Annotated in this window: 16 protein-coding genes; 4 read left to right on the forward strand and 12 right to left on the reverse strand. The window is 43.7% G+C overall.

Translation table 11 applies throughout. The features are described from left to right. Positions 1–79: 79 nt before the first annotated feature. From BKN38_RS04210 to BKN38_RS04260, 11 genes are all read right to left on the reverse strand, one after another. A complete protein-coding gene (locus BKN38_RS04210; protein WP_233712848.1) occupies positions 80–1,042 on the reverse strand; it encodes an ankyrin repeat domain-containing protein in 963 nt (320 codons plus the stop codon). Positions 1,043–1,079: 37 nt separating this feature from the next. Further along, complete coding sequence (locus BKN38_RS04215) at positions 1,080–1,565, reverse strand: HIT domain-containing protein (RefSeq protein ID WP_066455962.1); 486 nt, start codon at positions 1,563–1,565, stop codon at positions 1,080–1,082. A 285-nt stretch (positions 1,566–1,850) separates the two neighbouring features. Beyond that, a complete protein-coding gene (locus tag BKN38_RS04220) occupies positions 1,851–3,326 on the reverse strand; it encodes a UDP-N-acetylmuramoyl-tripeptide--D-alanyl-D-alanine ligase (RefSeq protein ID WP_066455966.1) in 1,476 nt (491 codons plus the stop codon). Positions 3,327–3,334: 8 nt separating this feature from the next. Further along, entirely contained in the window at positions 3,335–3,742 is a 408-nt protein-coding gene (locus BKN38_RS04225) for an acylphosphatase (RefSeq protein WP_082942560.1), read from the reverse strand. Between the two features lie 40 nt (positions 3,743–3,782). Then, the gene (locus BKN38_RS04230; RefSeq protein ID WP_066455975.1) at positions 3,783–4,796 is read right to left on the reverse strand and encodes an alpha/beta fold hydrolase; all 1,014 of its coding nucleotides are present in this window, start codon (positions 4,794–4,796) and stop codon (positions 3,783–3,785) included. Between the two features lie 5 nt (positions 4,797–4,801). Beyond that, positions 4,802–5,908: a D-alanine--D-alanine ligase gene (locus BKN38_RS04235; RefSeq protein ID WP_066455978.1), complete on the reverse strand. Its 1,107-nt coding sequence runs from the start codon at positions 5,906–5,908 to the stop codon at positions 4,802–4,804. Between the two features lie 293 nt (positions 5,909–6,201). Beyond that, the gene (locus tag BKN38_RS04245) at positions 6,202–7,425 is read right to left on the reverse strand and encodes a cation:proton antiporter (RefSeq protein ID WP_066455984.1); all 1,224 of its coding nucleotides are present in this window, start codon (positions 7,423–7,425) and stop codon (positions 6,202–6,204) included. 212 nt (positions 7,426–7,637) lie between these two features. Further along, positions 7,638–8,417: an Abi family protein gene (locus tag BKN38_RS04250; RefSeq protein ID WP_066455987.1), complete on the reverse strand. Its 780-nt coding sequence runs from the start codon at positions 8,415–8,417 to the stop codon at positions 7,638–7,640. After that, positions 8,398–8,559, reverse strand: a complete 162-nt coding sequence (locus BKN38_RS11045) for a hypothetical protein (protein WP_158655921.1) — start codon at positions 8,557–8,559, stop codon at positions 8,398–8,400. Before BKN38_RS11045 ends, BKN38_RS04250 begins: the two co-directional genes overlap by 20 nt. Positions 8,560–8,760: 201 nt before the next feature. Next, a complete protein-coding gene (locus BKN38_RS04255) occupies positions 8,761–10,176 on the reverse strand; it encodes a hypothetical protein (protein ID WP_066455990.1) in 1,416 nt (471 codons plus the stop codon). 18 nt (positions 10,177–10,194) lie between these two features. Continuing rightward, positions 10,195–11,862 carry an ABC-F family ATP-binding cassette domain-containing protein gene (locus BKN38_RS04260; protein ID WP_066455992.1) on the reverse strand — a complete coding sequence of 556 codons (1,668 nt, stop codon included), beginning with the start codon at positions 11,860–11,862 and terminating at the stop codon, positions 10,195–10,197. 90 nt (positions 11,863–11,952) lie between these two features. Between BKN38_RS04260 and BKN38_RS11050 the strand changes: the two genes are divergently transcribed. From BKN38_RS11050 to BKN38_RS04275, 4 genes are all read left to right on the forward strand, one after another. Further along, positions 11,953–12,090: a hypothetical protein gene (locus tag BKN38_RS11050; protein WP_156528211.1), complete on the forward strand. Its 138-nt coding sequence runs from the start codon at positions 11,953–11,955 to the stop codon at positions 12,088–12,090. Between the two features lie 416 nt (positions 12,091–12,506). Next, positions 12,507–13,913, forward strand: a complete 1,407-nt coding sequence (ccoG, locus tag BKN38_RS04265; protein WP_066455995.1) for a cytochrome c oxidase accessory protein CcoG — start codon at positions 12,507–12,509, stop codon at positions 13,911–13,913. Positions 13,914–14,132: 219 nt separating this feature from the next. Next, a complete protein-coding gene (gene aroQ, locus BKN38_RS04270; RefSeq protein WP_066455998.1) occupies positions 14,133–14,615 on the forward strand; it encodes a type II 3-dehydroquinate dehydratase in 483 nt (160 codons plus the stop codon). Positions 14,616–14,632: 17 nt separating this feature from the next. Next, a complete protein-coding gene (locus BKN38_RS04275) occupies positions 14,633–15,850 on the forward strand; it encodes an aminopeptidase P family protein (protein ID WP_083329088.1) in 1,218 nt (405 codons plus the stop codon). A 361-nt stretch (positions 15,851–16,211) separates the two neighbouring features. Here BKN38_RS04275 and BKN38_RS04280 read toward each other — a convergent pair whose 3' ends face one another. Beyond that, positions 16,212–17,636 (reverse strand): tRNA (uridine(54)-C5)-methyltransferase TrmA, encoded by a 1,425-nt coding sequence (locus BKN38_RS04280; RefSeq protein WP_066456000.1) that lies wholly within the window; start codon positions 17,634–17,636, stop codon positions 16,212–16,214. Positions 17,637–17,646: the final 10 nt, after the last annotated feature.

Here is a 17,646-nt window from a genome sequence, read left to right on the forward strand (position 1 = left end):
TAATTAGAGCCCAAAATCCAATCAGATTCTAATTAGATTCTAGAATCTAATCCAAAATCCAAGTGCCTAAAATCCCCGCTTACCATACCTTTATCTCTGTTTTGGTGGTTTTATAGAGGCTTTCACCTGAGCCATCAACATCATATTCTATGGCGAAACCATATTTGATGCTAGCCACGCCGCTTTTTTTGATGCTGACATTTTCATAAGAGTCGCGCGTGACTGGTATCGCGCCCACGGTTGCGCTGGCTTTGGGCGGGATTTTTTTGCTAAATTCTTGCTCGGATACCAGATCGCCATCCATATAAAGCGCGCCATAAGTTATAGTGATAAAAGTGTTTGTGAGATTTGTGACATTTAGGCTCACGCTGCCCGTGCCTACGCGAAAAGCCGAGCTTGTCACGCGTATGTCGCGGTTTTGTATCGTCATGCCCGGCACATTGACATTTGCCAAAATATAGCGCGCAGGCGTGTCGCCGTTGTTGTTTTCTGCGTGCATATCCGCGCCATTATTCATAAGCAGCGTTATCATCGCGCTATTGCGCGCGCTCACAGCATAGTGCAGCGCAGTATTGCCGCGTATGCTGTCTTTGATATTTGGGTCCGCGCCCTCTTTTAGCAGGATTTGCGCGAATTTTAGGTTGTTAAACTGCACGACTTTGTGAAGCGCGCTCTCGCCATGTGATAGCGCATTGACATCAGCGCCCCTACGCAAAAGCAGGTATAAAATATCCATGTTGTTTTTGCGCGAGGCATCATAGAGTGGCGTGCTGCCGCGAAGTCTGGCATTGACATCAGCGCCTAGATCCACGCCTTTGCGCACATCGGTGTAGTTGTTGCTAAAAAGCAGGTAGTCATAGCGGTTTGCTATCGCTTCATTTATGCTTAGCGTCAAAAGCGCAATGATAGGCAAGATGACACGCGAGAATCTGCTGGCAAAAATGCGCGCTAGATTCTTAGATGCGCCAAACGCCCTAGTCATGCCAAATACGCCAAACGCGCCAGAATCTAAAAATCCCATATCTTTGCTTGATATTTGCATTTTAGCTCCTTTTTCTGCTTTTCTCTTTTTGTTTGCGCTATGCCAAATGTGTTTGTGCTAGCTCTTTTATCTGCGTGTATATCACTTTGAAATCCGCGCCATAAGTGCGACACTCACAAATTGTCGTGAAAAAATTGGTATCGCCCGCAAAACGCGGCACCAAATGTATATGCAAATGCTCGGGGATCCCAGCGCCGCCTACATTTTTGATGTTTATCCCCATATTTATGCCCTGCGCGCCAAAAGCCTCTAGCATTTTGATGCTTTTTAGCGCGATGTCATTTAGATGCGCCCAGTCTTTCTCATAAAGCGCACTTGGCGTGTCTTTGTGCTCGTGGGGTATTATCAAAATGTGGCCGGGCGTGTATGGATAGCGATTCATCACGCCATAGCAGATATCATCGCGGTAGAAAACGAAGTTTTTCTCATCATCTTGCGCGTGCAGAGAAATCGCACAAAACGGGCAGCCCTCCATATCCTGCTCAAAATACTCTCTTCGCCAAGGTGCATAAATGTGGTTCATTTTTGTCCTTTTGGTGGTTTTGTCAGTGGCTAGATTCTGCTTGATGCGCTTGATTGTCGCGGATTCTTAGATAGATTCTGCGCCTGCTTAAAATTAAACGCCAGAATCTAAAAATACTAGAATCCAAACTGCGCCCAAACAAAGCGCTAATCAGCCCCAGAATCTAAAGCCTTAGAATCTAAACTATACCCAACTTAGCTAAACAAAATCTAGCTTAACACATCTCGCCCAAAGCGCGCGCGTTAAATACACCCAAACATTTAATGTAATCACTAGATATACCCACTAAATATAGCTTGGCGCATCATTTGCAAAATACACCAAATCCCCGCTGCCAACCATGCCTTTTATGATGTTTTCAAGCTGGGATTTGTCTTTCAAAATCACTTTTGGCGTGTTTTTGATATAGCTAGAGATGAGCCGCGAGTTGCGCTCGCCTGTGATGATAGCTAGGTCAAACACCTCATCGACAGCCTTAGCAAAGCGCACATTGGATTCTTCATCGCTTTCTATGAGTCCGGGCGTGATGATGACTTTGCGCCCTTCATAGAGACTGCATAGCCGCACGCCCTCCAGCATGCCATTTATGTTGCCATTGAAGCCATCATCGATTATCGTTTTGCCATTGGATACAGAGAGGTTGAAGCGGTGCGGGATGGGACTAAGCTTTTTGACTAGGTTTTGGATGGTGCTTATAGACATGCCTAGCTGGTGGGCTATCATTATTGCCACAGCGATATTATCGACATTAAACCGCCCCAAAATATATGTCTCAAACTCCACCCATTCTTTGCCTAGCATCATCTCAAACTTCGTGTGCTTTAGCGTGGCTTCTATGTTTCGCAGCTGCGCTGGATAGGGGATGATTTTTCTTTTGGTAGCAGAATCTAGCTCTTTTGGCAAAGGATTTTTATTATAGACAAAAACCTGCTCTAAGCGGTTAGATTCTAGTAGCTCAAACTTCGTGCTAGCAGTGTTTTCTAGCGTTTTAAAATACTCGATATGCGCGTTTCCTATCTCGCCGATGACGCCAAGCTGCGGGTTTAGAAGCGTGGCTATCTCTTTGATATCGCCTTTCATCCTAGCGCCCGCCTCCGCGATGTAGATATCCGCGCCAAAGGGCAAATCATTGTTTATATCATACACAATACCTTTAAAAGTATTCACACTTCGCGGGGTGAAATAGACATTGAAGCGCCCTTGCAGAATCTGGGCTAGGAAGTTTTTGATACTCGTTTTGCCAAAGCTTGCGGTTACCATGATGATTTTTAGATTATGCATCATCTCTAGCTTGTCTTTTGCTAGCGTGATGAAATTTCGCATAAGCACCGCTTCATAAATCTCACAAATAATCATCCCAAACACAAAAGGCATAAGCCACAAGAAATAAAGCGAAGTCGCATCATAAAGCACAAAAAGCAGCTCATTTAGTGCGATAAAAATCGCCATAATCCCAAAAAACCGCCACACGCGCCGCGTAAATACCACGCGCTTATCTAGCTTGATAGCCCAGATGATAAGCATCGGCAAATACACAAGATAGAGATAAATATAAAAAACAATATGCCACCCTATCCCAAAACACACAAAAAACATCACAATAGGCAGCACAAAATACGCCAAATGCCACGCCTGCTTGTGATGCTTGGTGATGACGCGCCACGCGCTGTAGTTATACCACTGCAAAAGCGTGATAGAATAATACGAAATAGCAAAAATAAACAATAATCGAGAGATGATATCTAGTATATGTAGTAGCACTTTTTCTCCTATGGCAAAATGATAAAATCAGTAAAATCGATGTGAGCGGGGGCTTTTGGCGCTTGTGTTTTGGGCGCTTGGGCTTTAGATTCTGCATTATTGCGCGCGCGAGAATCTTTTGCGCTAGAATCTTGTGCGAGAGAATCTAAATCTCCAGAATCCGCGTTTTTAGAATCCGCCTCGCAAACACTTATCTGCAAATCCTCCACGCTAGCCCTGCTTGGACCCTCTTTTAGCATCGCGATGAAGGGCCCCATCACTTCCTTGCTAGCTTTGGCATAGACTTCCACGCTGCCATCTTGTAGATTCTGCACGCTTCCTAGCACGCCTAGCTCCTTTGCCTGCGCGAGCGCAAACTTGCGATATCCCACGCCCTGAACTCTGCCTAAAACAACAACTCGTATAATATCACTCATCGCTTAGATTCTCCTTTATTTCCTTTGCTGGTGGCTTTGGTTAGTTGGCTTTGCCTGCATTTTGCGCGGTGCTTTGTGTAGCGCTTTGCATGGTGTTTTGCGTGGCGTTTTGCATAAAATCCCGCTCGATTTTATCGCCTTGATGCAAGAAAAAATAATGATCGCCCTCATACACAAAAAAGCGGCTGCCCTTCATAAGCGCGTGTATCCGCTCGCCAGAATCTAGCGGCGTCGCATCATCATCCCTGCCCCAAAAAATGCTCGCCCTTTTTTTAGATTCTGCAAAAATGGATGAAAAATCCTCATTCACCACGCGCTTAAAAATCTCATACATCACGCGGTTTAGTCCTTGTGCGTCTTTGGCGCGCAAAAATGGGATTCTCACCCCAAGCTTTTTAGTAAGCTTTGAAAGCGCGATTTTGGCGCGCACTTTGAGCGATTTTTGGCGCACGATGCCAGCAGAGCTTAAAAGCATCACTTCATTGTTTTGGTTTTGGCTTTGACTTTGACAAAGCATAGCAACTTTGCCACCAAAGCTATGTCCGGCGATAATGTCAGCTTTCACGCCAAGCGAGTGGAAAAAAAGATCAATAATGCGCGCATAATCGCTGGTGTCAAAAATTTTGGGCGTGTTTTGTGTATTTGGCGCGCTAGATTCTGCGCCTGTGTCGTTTGCGCCAAAGCCCGCGCTAGAATCCAAACTAGAATCTAGCATTTTAGATTCTGCGCCAAACTCCTCGCCATAGGGGCTTTGTCCAAATCCCGGCAAATCGATATAATAATGCGTAAAGTCTTTGAAATATGGTGCAAAGGCGCGCTGCATTATTTCTTTGTTGCTCCCCCAGCCATGCAAAAATACGATATTGCGCGCTTGTTTGTTTGGCGCGCCAGAATCTAAAGCGCCAGCACCCGCGCTAGAATCTAAAGCGCTAGAATCCAAAACGCCAGCGCCAGAATCCACCACACTAGAATCTAAAACACTGCCGCGCGGATTCTGCTTGATATAGCTTATTTCTAGCGTTTGGTTGGCGTATTTTATGGTGCGGATAGCCATTGGTGCTATTTTCCTTTTGCTTGGCGGATTTTTTCTACATAATGATAGCTTGGCTTTATCACCTGCGGCTTTGGCAGCGCGTGCGCGAGGTTTGCCAGCTCGCCAGCAAAATCTGCAAAAAGATAGTTTGCCATGCTTCCGGGGATAGGATTTATCTCATTTAGATACACCTCATCATCTATCACGAAAAAATCACACCTTATAAGCGCACCTTCAAAAAGCGTGCCATAAATCGCGCAAAACGCATTTTTTAGCTTGGATTCTAGCTCGCTTGAGATGTCAGCCCTCGCTACTTGTGCGGTGCGCGAGAAGTCTAGATATTTGTCATCAAAGCTAAGCAGCGCGCTTTTTTGCGGCTCCTCTACCATGGAGAAAACGATCTCGCCCTGCGCGTTTTTGTAGCCTGCGAGATTGTATTCTTTCACACCTTTATAAAATGGCTCGACCAAAATCTCTTTGTCATAGCCAAATGCAGAATCTAGCGCGTATTCCAAATCCGCCTCTTTCTCCACCACGCTTACACCGATAGAGCTTCCTAGCTTTGCAGGCTTTATGATGAAAGGATAGGGAAAGCTGATTTTGACGCCTGCGTATTCGCCCGCGCCAGAATCTAAAGCGCCAGAATCCGCATTTGCTAGATTCTCGCCTTTTTTGAAACTCTCATAAGGCAGCACTTTTACGCCCTTTTCTTTGGCATAGATTTTGGTGAGGATTTTATCCACGCTTAGCGCGCAAGCAGTGATGCGCGGCGCGATGAAAGGGATCTGATAAAACTCAAGCACGCCAGAAAGCCGCCCATCCTCGCCATCACCGCCATGTATGAGGCTAAGCAGCACGCCAAGATTATGCAAAATCTTCGCGCCAAAAAGCCCGCGCATAGCAAATCCGCCAAGGGTAAATTCTAGCTGTTTGCACTGCTTGTAAGCACCAGTGGCAAAGGTTTTGGCTTGCATTTGCTCGGAGGGGATGAGATAGAGTTTATGCAAATGATCTAGAAAGATAAAATGCGACACTTGCGCGCCTAGAATCTTTTTTAGGCTAATAGCGCTCACGATGCTTATCTCATGCTCAAAGCTAGCCCCGCCAAAAATTATGCTAATGTGTGGCTTCATACTCGCTCCTTCTCCTTGTTGTGTATTGTGTATCGTGTATTGTGGCTTTTGGCGCGTGGATTTTGCGCTAGAATCTGCACCAGAATCTAGATTTACAAAAAGTGAGATTATAGCCAAAAAGTTTGCATATTTCACCCAAACGCCAAGCTTTTATCAAACTTTGGCGCAAGCTTTTATCAAGCATTGTTTGACGTGCTTCATCGCAAGCTGTTTTGCAAGCTGTTTGGCGCGCTTCATCAATCTCCTTTTGACGCACCTTTTGACGCGCTTTTATCGCCCTTATTTTGCCAGCTTCAAGGATTTTTGGGATTTTGCGGATTTTTCAGATTCTGCGGATTCTGCAAATTTTTTGGCTTCCAGAGATTATAAATCATTTTGATGATGATGCTAAACACCACGCCTTCAATCATCGCCGCTAGGATGAAAGTATAATACACCTCTTGCGTGATAGCATTCCAGTCGCTCGCGATTTTGGCAGTGGCGACTAGGAAGGTAAGCGGCATCGAGTCGCTAAGCGCAAAAAGTGCTACATCTCTAGGATGTTTGAAATACTTGCGAAACGCCACATTTGCCGCGACATATCGTATCGTTATCATGCCTAGCGCGATATATGCGCCATGCAGGATAAAAGTGAGATTTTGCCCGATGAGGCGCAAATCCAGCGTGCTACCCACATACACAAAAAACAGCGGCACAAAAAACCCAAATCCTATGTCATTTAGCTTATGCACCATCTCATGTTTGTATGAGAAAAATATCGTCACAATCATCCCCGCCAAAAACGCCCCAAGTGCTGGCTCAAGATCCAAAAACAGCACCAAAGCGATAAGCATCACAAAAAGCATCATCACAAATCGTATGTCTTGGTTACTCAAATCATCATAAGGCATCGCGTAGAGTTTCAGCGTAGGAAACCACCAAAACAGAATCTTAAATATCCAAAACAGCCCCACGATACCCAAAATAAACACGCAAAGCACCGCTAGATTCTCATACAGCTTCCATGAGTTGCCATAGTGATAGATTCCATTGATAAGCGTGAGTGCGGCGATACTCACCACCTCGCCCACCACGCCCACGCGAAGGGCTAGCTCTAGCCATTGTTTGTCTTTGCCATAGTCTTTGATGAGCGTCATTATCATGCCTAGGCTCATCACCGGGAAAGCGGCGATGAAGATTTTGTTTAGCCCAAGTGCTAGCACCACTGCTACAGAGATGCCATAGAGCACGACTAGGTAGATGATGACATTTTTGATGAATTTTTTGCCGAGGTTTTGGAATCCGCGCAAATCCACCTCCATACCACACAAAAACATCAAAAACAAAAAGCCGACTTTTGCGAGGAGTGCGAGGCTCTCGCTGCTCTCAAATATCCCAAAATACAGCCCAACACAGCCTAGACACATCTCTACGACGACGATAGGGATCCTGCTGGCTTTGGCGATGATGGGCGCTATGGCGATGAGAAGCGAGATGATGGCTAGATTTACAAAGGTGTCTAGTAGAATGTGATCCATTTGCTGGTGCTCCTTTGGGGGTTGGGGGGCAAATTACGATTTTGGCTAAACTTGCAATGTATGTTTGTTGGCAAAAAAGAAGTTAATGTTGGTTTGAGAAGTTAAAGAGAGGTAAGCACGCCTACCTCTCCGCTATAATAGCAAGCTAGCCTGCCATTATTTGGTCAGCAATGGAATTATATCAATTTTATATATAAAAAGCAAGTGAGCAATTATAGCTTATTAAACATTATAAAAAATGCTATTTGTTTAAAGGCAACAAATTGCGACACAAGAAAATTATTTTTAATAAAAAAATTTTTATTTCTTTCAAATCGTTCAAATAAGCACAATAATTCTTTTCTTTTTGTTTTTTTCATACCATGTGAATTGCAAAGCCTCATAAAAAGCAAAATCGATGCACTAAAATCATGCAATGCAGGATTTTTATCTATTTTACTTCTTGCCGTCTTAGAAATATTTTTTATTTTTACAAGATGCGATTGCAACATTTTATTTGATGTAAAATTGCTATCATAAGGAATTTTTAGCGTGTTTAAAATACAATTATTGTGTGCTGTCGCATTGCGTAATTTGCGAACACGGTATGCCAATGGATATAAATTCTCCTTATTAGGATATTTTTCAAAATAGAATTTATAAAACTTTAAAAAATCTCCATAGCTTAAGACTTCTATAAGATTCCATAATGCCAAGTCGGTACCATATCTTGCCAGTAGATTTTTTACAAACGATACGCCTCGAGATTTATTCGATATTTGTTTCTCAATTTCTGTATTTTGAGCCAAAAAGTCTTTTACTATGCTATATCCATCTTCATTTTTGTTGTTGCAAAAATGTGCATTAAGATAAACTTTAAGTAAATGTTCTATATCAAGACTAAGTTCCAAGATAAATCGTCTTAGGTGCATATCCAGTGTTGAAAATTCAACAAGGTAAGCAAAATCAAGATTTTGATATTTACCATTATACTTATCGTAGTTTTTTTGCATAAGACTTGATTTTAAAAAAATAATTATTATTGGCCAAAAAATATTTAGCCTTTTGTTCTGTGTAAAGCTCAAAAGCAATTCCAAGCTTTTGCATGTGTAATATTTGCTCATCTATGGTTAATTTTTCTTTTAATACACTCATGCCACCCCCTCGCAGCTATATATGATAAATAATGAAATTATAGCAGCATAGCAATCAAAAATCAAGATATTGGGCCTTGCATACCACAAACTTTATGGATGGTGGCTTTGTTGCTTTTTATTTTTTTATATGGTTTGGTATATTTTTAGACTTACCTAATTCTAAGTTGCCAGCGGTTTTGGTGTTGGCTTGAAATTTGCGTTAATTTGGCACGATAGAGTTTTTTCTCATGGTTTTGATAAGTGAAAAAAGCATTATAGCCGAAAGTATCGTATAAACTGCGCCTATGGTAGAAAGCGGGTCAAACGGCGAACGATTATCTGTAAATAATCCAATCGCTGGGACTAAAAACTTTGGCGAGGAAACAAGGATAACAAAAGGCAATATGCAAAGAAGCAATGTAAAAAGCTGCCTTAAACACTTTGTGAATCTTATTAGTTTTATATATATGATACACACCAAATGATTTTTTTGCTTTAGGCGCTTTGCAAGATTGATCAGCTGTGCGTCAAAAATTGTATGTATTATCAACAAAATAAAAAGTGTCAAAAATAATAAGACAATAAAAAAATTTAAGCCAACAACACAAGCAGTATTATTTTGTATAAAATTCTTTATATTTGCATCATAAAAATATTTTAATGAAGCCGTATCGAGTGCACCAAACAATTGATAACCATCGCCAATGGTAAAAAACACCATAATGCCAGCGCTTAGAAATGCAAAAATTCCTATAAATATCAACATTGACCTAATAGCTATCGACAAATCAGTATGATGGTCGCTTGTGTAGCGATAGAATCTAAGAATAAATAAATCTATAAAATCTTTTGCTGTAAATTTTTGTTTTTCGGATTCTGGAATATTTTTTGATTTTTTATGCTCGGAAGCCAAATCTTTTTTAGAATCCAATTCTATTTCTTTGCAATAAAGCTCAAATTTATGATGATTTGAAGCATCAAGCAAATTGTTGTCTTTTATTAATATGTTTTTAAGCGTGCGGAAAGAATCTCTAAAATCATAAGCCACTTCATTTTTGCCCTTGGACTTATTACTCTCATCAATATATGGTTTTCTCATAATCGTTTGCTGCAAACTATCAAAATTAAAATTAAATTTTATGCCAACAATGTTTAGGTTATCTGCAAAAATTACTTGATTAAAATTTGGCGCTTCTCTAAAAGTAGGACCATAAAAAATCATTGGCTTGGTAAATATAGACATATCAAAATTGGTGTGTTTAAAGTCACATCTATAAAAACATGCTTCTACTTCAACTTTAAAGCGAATTGTTACATTGCTCTCAAACTTACAATTATCAAAATATATTCTTTTTGTGTCAGGTTCAATTATAACTTCACCCATAAAGCTACAGTCAATAAAAGAAATGGGATATTTTTTTATTATTTTAGAATTAAATTGCGCAATTTCTCTAGTGTTGTTTAATGCAAAAGAATCATTATAATACAAAATATTGAATTCAAGGGCATTGAAGGCTTTGGCTATTTCCCTTTTAGCAATAATTTTATTTATAACCCCTTCTGTCTTATTGGCATTATCTCCCGGTGTTAAGTTTTTAAGTGTTTTGGTATTTTTACCAATTCTTTTTCTAGCCAAGCTTACCCCTTATTATTTTTACGCCTTGCCTTTGGATTCTAAATATTCCTCATAAGTTCCGCGGAAGTCGATGATTTTTGCTCCAGCACTAGAAACGCCAGCAGAAGCGCCGCCGGCAGAATCCGCGCCAGAATCCGCACCCGCACCAGAATCCGGCACAAGCTCGATGATTCTATTCGCATACGCATCGATAAGCTCCCTATCGTGGCTTACGCATATCACATTCCCGCCAAACTTATACAGCGCCTCGCCAAGCGCGATGATGGATTCCAAATCAAGGTGGTTTGTGGGCTCATCAAGCACGAGGAAATTCCCGCCTTCAAGCATGATTTTACTTAGCACCATGCGATGCTTTTCGCCCCCACTTAGCGCACTCACGCTCTTTTCTTGCTCTTCGCCACTAAAAAGCATGCGCCCAAGCGCGTTGCGGATTTCGCCACTCTCTTTGCGCTTATCAAACGCGCGCAGCCACTCATACAGGCTTTCCTCGCCCTTTATTTGCTCGCTCACATTTTGAGGGAAATAGCTTTTTTCAATCGTCGCGCCCCACTTCACACTGCCGCTATCAGGCGCAAGCTCCTCGACTAGAATCTGCAGTAGCGTGCTTTTGCCCACGCCATTTGGTCCGATAAGCGCGATTTTATCGCCGGGCAGGATTTTCAAGCTTACAGATTCTAGCACCTTTTTATCCCCATAGCTTTTAGAGATATTTTCGCACTCTAGCGCTTCGTTGCCAATAGTGCGATTTGGCTTAAAAAGTATGCTAGGATCGCGCCTTGAGCTTACAGCAAGTGATGAGATATCAAGTTTTTCGAGTTGCTTTTGTCGGCTGGTGGCTTGCTTTGCCTTGCTTGCGTTTGCAGAAAAGCGACGGATAAAGTTTTCTAGTTCCTCTTTTTCTTTGAGCTTTTTGTTGCGTTCAGCCTCTTGCTGCTTAGAAATGAGCGTGCTTGCGATATACCAATCATCATAATTCCCGCTAAACTCGCGCACAGCGCCAAAATCCATATCCAAAATATGCGTGCAAACGCTGTTTAAAAAGTGCCTATCGTGGCTGATAACCACAAGCGTGCCTTCATGGCGCTTAAGGTTTTCTTCAAGCCACGCGATGGAGGGCAGATCAAGGTTATTTGTGGGCTCATCAAGGAGCAAAATATCAGGCTTTGGGAAAAGCACTTGCGCGAGCAGAATCTTAAATTTATCCCCGCCGGTGAGCGAACTCATAAGATTCTCATGCGTGCTTGCATCAAAGCCCAAATCCTCCAAAATCTTTTCAATCACCACTTCGCATTCATACATCGGGTCCTCTTCCGCGCAGATGATTTCAAGCTCAGCTAGCTCGTTATTCACCGCCTCATCGCTCAAATCCGCGTTAGTATAAAGCCACTCTTTGCGCTTTAGCGCATCATAAAGGCGCTTGTTGCCAATAAGCACGGCATCTTTGAGACTTAGCGTTTCAAACGCGTATTGATCCTGCCCCAGCACGCCTAAGCGCGCGCCATTTTGCACCACGACTTCACCGCTAGTTGGCTCATTTGCGCCACTTAGGATTTTTAGAAAAGTCGATTTTCCCGCGCCATTTGCACCAATGAGCCCATAGCGTTTGTGCGCATCAAGGGTGATATTGACATTTTCAAAAAGCTTTTTTGTCGGGTAGCGCATTGTTAGATTGATTGTTTGAAGCATAGTTTCTCCTTGAAGTGGTTTTGTGTGTCGCGTAGATTCTGCGTTTAAGGCTATTTTAGCGCACTTTAGGCTTTAAGCGGATTCTGCGTTTTGCGCTATTTTGTAGTCATGCTGCTTTTTGGCATGCGATTTGGGCGATATTTGCCTAGCGCAAGCAAAATCCAAACAGAATCCAAAACCGCGCAGAATCTAAAACCGCGATTGTATCACAAAGCACAAAAATTCTAAATAGCAAAGCCAAGCAAAAGTAGAATCTAGCACAAAATCAAGATAGATTATCATTTATAGTGGCATAATAATATTGACTTTTGTGTTTTAGAGTTATATATTTTCGATGCCAAATCAAGCGAGCCAAACACGCGCGAAGGCTGGAAATATACCAAAAGCATGCGCGCGCTCAAGGTAATGTCCTAAGGTAATAGGAAGATAATTGTCGAGGCAATCACCAAGATAATCATCCAAGACCATCGCCAAAGCAACGCCTAAAAGGCCATGCCTAAAAATGGCGATATTTTGGCAATGTTTGGTTTAGGCGCAACGCGCTTTGGACGCGATGCGCTCGGGCGCGACGCACCTAGGCGCAATACCTTTGCATTTTGTAGCCTTGATAAGTTTTGTGTCTCAATAAGTTTAAGGAGTAGAGTATGCAGACAGAAGCTTCTAGAAAACAGCTAAAAATACCTTTGCCATATCGTTATAGACGATATATGATATATTGTTGTGTCGCGATTATCGCGCTTGCACTGCCATTTATCCAGATAAATGGACACCAGATTTTCCTGCTTTCATTCGTGCATAAAGAGCTGCATCTGCTAGGCGTCGTGTTTAGCGTGCAAGAGCTGTATTTGATGCCATTTTTGCTTATTTTGCTTTTTGTTGGCATATTTTTTATGACAAGCCTTGGGGGGCGTATTTGGTGTGGCTGGGGCTGTCCGCAGACGATGTTTCGCGTGATCTATCGCGATGGTATCGAGACCAAACTCCTAGGACTTCGCAAACGCATAAATGACAAGCAAAAAAAGCCAGATTTTAGCCAAACAAGCAATAAGCTAAAAAAAATCATCGCTATGGCGCTTTTTTCTCTCATCGCGCTTACTGCTGCGGCAAACTTTTTGTTTTTCTTCGTCCCGCCTTATGAGTTTTTCGAATACATAAGCAACCCAGCCGATCACAAAATCGTCATGGGATTTTGGCTAGGTATCGCTACATTTTTGCTATTTGATGCCACGCTTTTGGGCGAGAATTTCTGCATCTATATGTGCCCTTATGCGCGCGTGCAATCCGTGCTTTATGACAATGACACCATCATGGCTATCTATGATCCAAAGCGCGGCGGCGCAGTATATGCGCCAGATGGCAGCAAAAACGCCCTAGCACCCAAAAAGCAAAACGCCGCCAATGAATGCACCAACTGCGTGGCTTGCGTGAAAGTATGCCCCACGCACATCGACATCCGCAAAGGCATGCAGCTAGAATGCATCAATTGCCTAGAGTGCGTGGATGCCTGCACGAGCGTGATGGCGCACTACTCTCGCCCATCACTTGTGCAATGGAGCTCGCCAAATGCGGTGGAGACAAGCTCTAAGGTGCGATATTTTAGGCTAAAGACTATCGCTTATATCGCGTTTTTGAGCCTTATTTTTGTGATATTGCTAATCGTTGGAAGTGGCAAAGAGACGATGCTTCTAAACATCGATAGAAACACGCAAGCCTATGAGATCCGCAAAAGTGGCGCGGTGGATAACTACTATACATTTTTGCTGCAAAATACGGATTCTAAAGAGCATCAATTCTATTTTGAGATTTTGGATGCGGATGAGCTAAAAGTGCTAGAGCCCACCGAGCCTATCAATATAAAAGCTGGCAGCAAGGTGAAAAAAGCGGTGTATATACGCGTGCTAAGCCCGCTAGATACTGCGCTAGAGGACAAAGACCTGCATAAGAAAATCAAGATAAGAGCCTATGCTATCGATGATGAAAATATCTTTGTGGAGCGCGAGACATATTTCGTCTATCCTTCCAAACAAGAGATAAAAAGCGCGAATCATTAGGCTTTGGCGGGCTTGCTAAGCAGGAGATAAAAAGCACAAATCCTTAGGCTTTGGCGGGCTCTGCTAAACAAGAGGCAAAAAACGCGCAATCTTTAAGCTTTGGCAAGTCTCGCTATTTTGCTGCTTGCGCGATTTTGAAGCGCTTCTTAAGCAAAACTTGGCGCAAAGACGCGAAAATATGCTACAATCGCGCCCATCAATAAAGCTTAAGGAGCGCCTATGAAAATCCTAGTCATCCAAGGACCAAACCTAAACCTCCTAGGGCATCGTGACCCTAGAATCTATGGACCACTCACGCTTGATCAAATCCATGAAAATATGAATACTTTTGCCAAGCAAAACAACATCCAGCTGGAGTTTTTCCAAAGCAATTTTGAGGGCGAAATCGTGGATAAGCTGCAAGAGTGCGTGGGTGGCGAGTATGATGGCGTGCTTATAAACCCTGCGGCATACGCGCATACTTCTATCGCCATCGCTGATGCGATAATGGCGTGCGGCGTGCCGGTGGTAGAGGCGCATATCAGCAATATTTTCGCGCGCGAAGACTATCGCCAAAAAAGCTACACTGCCGCGGTGTGTGCGGGCGTGGTCGTGGGATTTGGCGCGTATGGCTATCATATGGGGCTTATCGCGCTAGGGCAGATTATCACTGAAGTGCAGGCTTTCAAAGCGCAAGAAGCGCAGCAAAACGCCAAAAAATAGCCTGCTAGAGCGATAAAATGAATAGCGCAGAATCTGGCAAAAAGGCGGAATCTAGTAGAAAAGTGGATTCTAGTAAAAAGGCAGAATCCAGCGCGCTGGGCGCACAAGAAGCAGAATCTAAAGTCGGCGCAAAAAGCGCAAAATTCAAGGCTGGCGTAAAATCTAAGATTGGCGCAAAATCTAAGATCGGCGCAAAATCCGCCCCCACCGCGCCAAATAGCTTCATCACCACTGATGAAAGCGCGCAATATTTTGAGAGCGGATATAGCTGCGATAATGCGATTTTACTAAAGCTAGATTCTGGCGTGTTTTTCATCACAGATTCTAGATACACCACCGAAGCGCGCGAGAATCTAAAGCAGGGCGTGCAGCTAATTGAAAGCCACGCGCTGCTAGATTCTGCGATAGAGATTCTAGGCAAAGCGCGAGTGAAAGAGCTTGCATTTGATCCAAGAATGCTTTGCGTGCAGGATTTTGAGAGGCTTTCAAGCAAGCTTGATAAATGCAAACTCACCCCAGCGCCAAACTTCCACCAGCTAAAGCGCATCATCAAAAGCGATGAAGAAATCCGCCTCATCCAAAAATCCCAGCAGCTAAACAAAAAAGCGTATAAAAAGTTTGCAAAACTCATCCAAAAAGGCATGCGCGAATGCGAGCTCTACGCGCTTAGCAAAAATATCCTAGAAAAAAATGGCGCATATTCTCTAAGCTTTAGCCCAATCCTTGGCATAAACGCTAATGCTGCCAAACCACACGCATTGCCAAGCGAAGTGCGACTTAGGCATGGCGATTTGATATTGTTTGATGCAGGGATAAAATACAAGCGCTACTGCTCGGATCGCACGCGCACAGCGTATTTTTCAAGCAAAGGCTTAAGCTTTAGCAAAGATCAGCGCTTCAAAGACAAGCATTTGCAAAAAATCTATGACATCGTGCGCAAAGCCCAAGAATACGCTATTATGAACCTTCGCGCTGGCATGAGTGGCAAAGAGATAGACGCCCTCGCGCGCGGTGTCATCGAAAAGGCGGGCTTTGGCGAGTATTTCTCGCACAGCACGGGGCATGGCATCGGGCTTGACATACACGAGCTGCCCTTCATCTCCACGCGCAGTGATATGATAATCGAGGATGGCATGGTGTTTTCCATAGAGCCCGGAATCTACATACCCGGCAAATATGGCGTGCGCATAGAAGATCTAGTAGTCGTGCGCAATGGCAAAGCAGAAATTTTGTAGCTTTGTAGTTTTTGTAGTTTTACATAATCTTGCACTTTGCTCGTGCTTTGCACGCTCGATAAAAGCGCGCGGCTTTTATCAAAATTTATCGCGCCAAATTCCATCATCGCGCAATGCTTAAACGATTTGGATTCTAAAATAAAGCCTAGATTCTGGCGATATTTTTCAAATACTAGAATCTAGCTTTGCACCCCTTTTGATTTGCGCTCACACTTATCGCGCCGCCTATCACTATTTTATTGCAATTTTACTGCACAATTTTGCCGCCCTATTTTATCCCTGTTTTTGCCGCATTTCTCCACCAACATTTTCCCGCCTCATTTTCGCCCTGCCCTATTTTGCGTTATCCAGAATCTATTTTCTACTCAATATTTTTCTTGCGCAGTATCACGCCACATTCTGCGTGCGTGGTGTGTGGGAATTGATCAAACACGCAAAAGCGCTCAATTTTATGCGTCTGACAAAGCGTCTGCAAGTCTTGATGCAGGCTTTTTGGATTGCAAGAGATGTAGATGATATGCGTAAATCGCGCGATGAATCCCAGTATCGCCGCGTCGCCTATGCCGCTGCGTGGCGGGTCGATAAGGATATGCGAGAATCTAAACGCGGTCATATCAAGCCCGCGCAGGCGGAAAAACGCCCTATCGCCGCGAAGCGCTGCTATCGTCTCTTGCGCGCTTAGGCGCACGCTTTTGATGTTGGTGATGCCATTTAGCGCGGCGTTGCTTTCTATGAGCGCGCTAGCAGACTTCACGACTTCCGTCACAAGCACGCTAGAGAAGCTATCTGCCAGCGCGATAGAAAAATTCCCATCGCCCCCATACATCTCTAGCAAATCATCGCGCCTGTGCGCTGCTATCGCGCGCTTGATGAAGCCTATCATCTGCGGATTTATAAACGCGTTTGGCTGGCAAAACTGCCCTTCCCTGCGATAGTAGCGATATTCCTTACCGCTGATTTCTAGCCTATCTAGAATCCTATCGCTGCTAATTATTAGCTTTTTATTTTTGCTGCGCGCGATGATGTGGGCTTTGATTTTAGATTCTAGCGCTTTGGCGGCGGCTTCAAACTCGCTATCTAGCTGCTTGTGGTAGATAAGGCTTATGATGCTTGGGTAGGCGGGCGCGGTGTTTGGCTGGGCGCTTTGTGTTGTTTGCGCGCTTTGGTTTGCTTGCATTTGCGTTGTTTGCGTTGTTTGCGTTGTTTGTGTGGCTTGCGTTCTGTTTTGCGCACGCGTGCCTAGCGCCTCTATGGCGTAGAGTTTGTGGCTAAGCAATGGATTTTTGTTTATATGTTTCACAAGCTCGCTTAGCGTGTATTGTAGGTTTGGCAGAAGTATGGGGCAGCTAGTGATTTTCACGCGCTTATTCGCACCGCGCGCACTCATCGCCAAAAAAAAGCGCTGCGGCGAGACCGGATCTATTTTGCTAGAATCTATTTTGCCAGAATCCAAATCGCCAAAATCCAAACCGCCAGCCTTTGGCGCGCTAGATTCTCCGCCCTCTTTATAGATGCGAAACTCCCCGCGCGCGCGATAGCCAAGCGGCGGCGATGCGATAAATTCTATATCAGCAAGCCCAAAGGCTTCTTTTATCTCTTGTGTTTTGTGGTGCAAATCACAAGCCACCTCATCATCGCTGCACCCGCCACACACGCCAATCATCGAGCAAAATGCGCCAGAATCTAAAACGCTAGAATCTAAAACGCTAGAATCTGCAGCCTCAAACCTTCCACTAGATTCTAGAGTGCTAGATTCTGCGCCAAAATCCTCACCGCCAAAACCCATAATTAAACCC

This window comes from Helicobacter sp. CLO-3 (assembly GCF_001854545.1).
Lineage (GTDB): Bacteria > Campylobacterota > Campylobacteria > Campylobacterales > Helicobacteraceae > Helicobacter_B.

Coding starts and splice junctions, on each gene's coding strand:
- BKN38_RS04230 (WP_066455975.1), bottom strand. CDS start 4,796: ATGGCTATCCGCACCATAAAATACGCCAACCAAACGCTAGAAATAAGC.
- BKN38_RS04210 (WP_233712848.1), bottom strand. CDS start 1,042: ATGCAAATATCAAGCAAAGATATGGGATTTTTAGATTCTGGCGCGTTT.
- aroQ (WP_066455998.1), top strand. CDS start 14,133: ATGAAAATCCTAGTCATCCAAGGACCAAACCTAAACCTCCTAGGGCAT.
- BKN38_RS04245 (WP_066455984.1), bottom strand. CDS start 7,425: ATGGATCACATTCTACTAGACACCTTTGTAAATCTAGCCATCATCTCG.
- BKN38_RS04280 (WP_066456000.1), bottom strand. CDS start 17,636: ATGGGTTTTGGCGGTGAGGATTTTGGCGCAGAATCTAGCACTCTAGAA.
- BKN38_RS11045 (WP_158655921.1), bottom strand. CDS start 8,559: ATGAGTGTATTAAAAGAAAAATTAACCATAGATGAGCAAATATTACAC.
- BKN38_RS04275 (WP_083329088.1), top strand. CDS start 14,633: ATGAATAGCGCAGAATCTGGCAAAAAGGCGGAATCTAGTAGAAAAGTG.
- ccoG (WP_066455995.1), top strand. CDS start 12,507: ATGCAGACAGAAGCTTCTAGAAAACAGCTAAAAATACCTTTGCCATAT.
- BKN38_RS04225 (WP_082942560.1), bottom strand. CDS start 3,742: ATGAGTGATATTATACGAGTTGTTGTTTTAGGCAGAGTTCAGGGCGTG.
- BKN38_RS04235 (WP_066455978.1), bottom strand. CDS start 5,908: ATGAAGCCACACATTAGCATAATTTTTGGCGGGGCTAGCTTTGAGCAT.
- BKN38_RS04250 (WP_066455987.1), bottom strand. CDS start 8,417: ATGCAAAAAAACTACGATAAGTATAATGGTAAATATCAAAATCTTGAT.
- BKN38_RS04260 (WP_066455992.1), bottom strand. CDS start 11,862: ATGCTTCAAACAATCAATCTAACAATGCGCTACCCGACAAAAAAGCTT.
- BKN38_RS04215 (WP_066455962.1), bottom strand. CDS start 1,565: ATGAACCACATTTATGCACCTTGGCGAAGAGAGTATTTTGAGCAGGAT.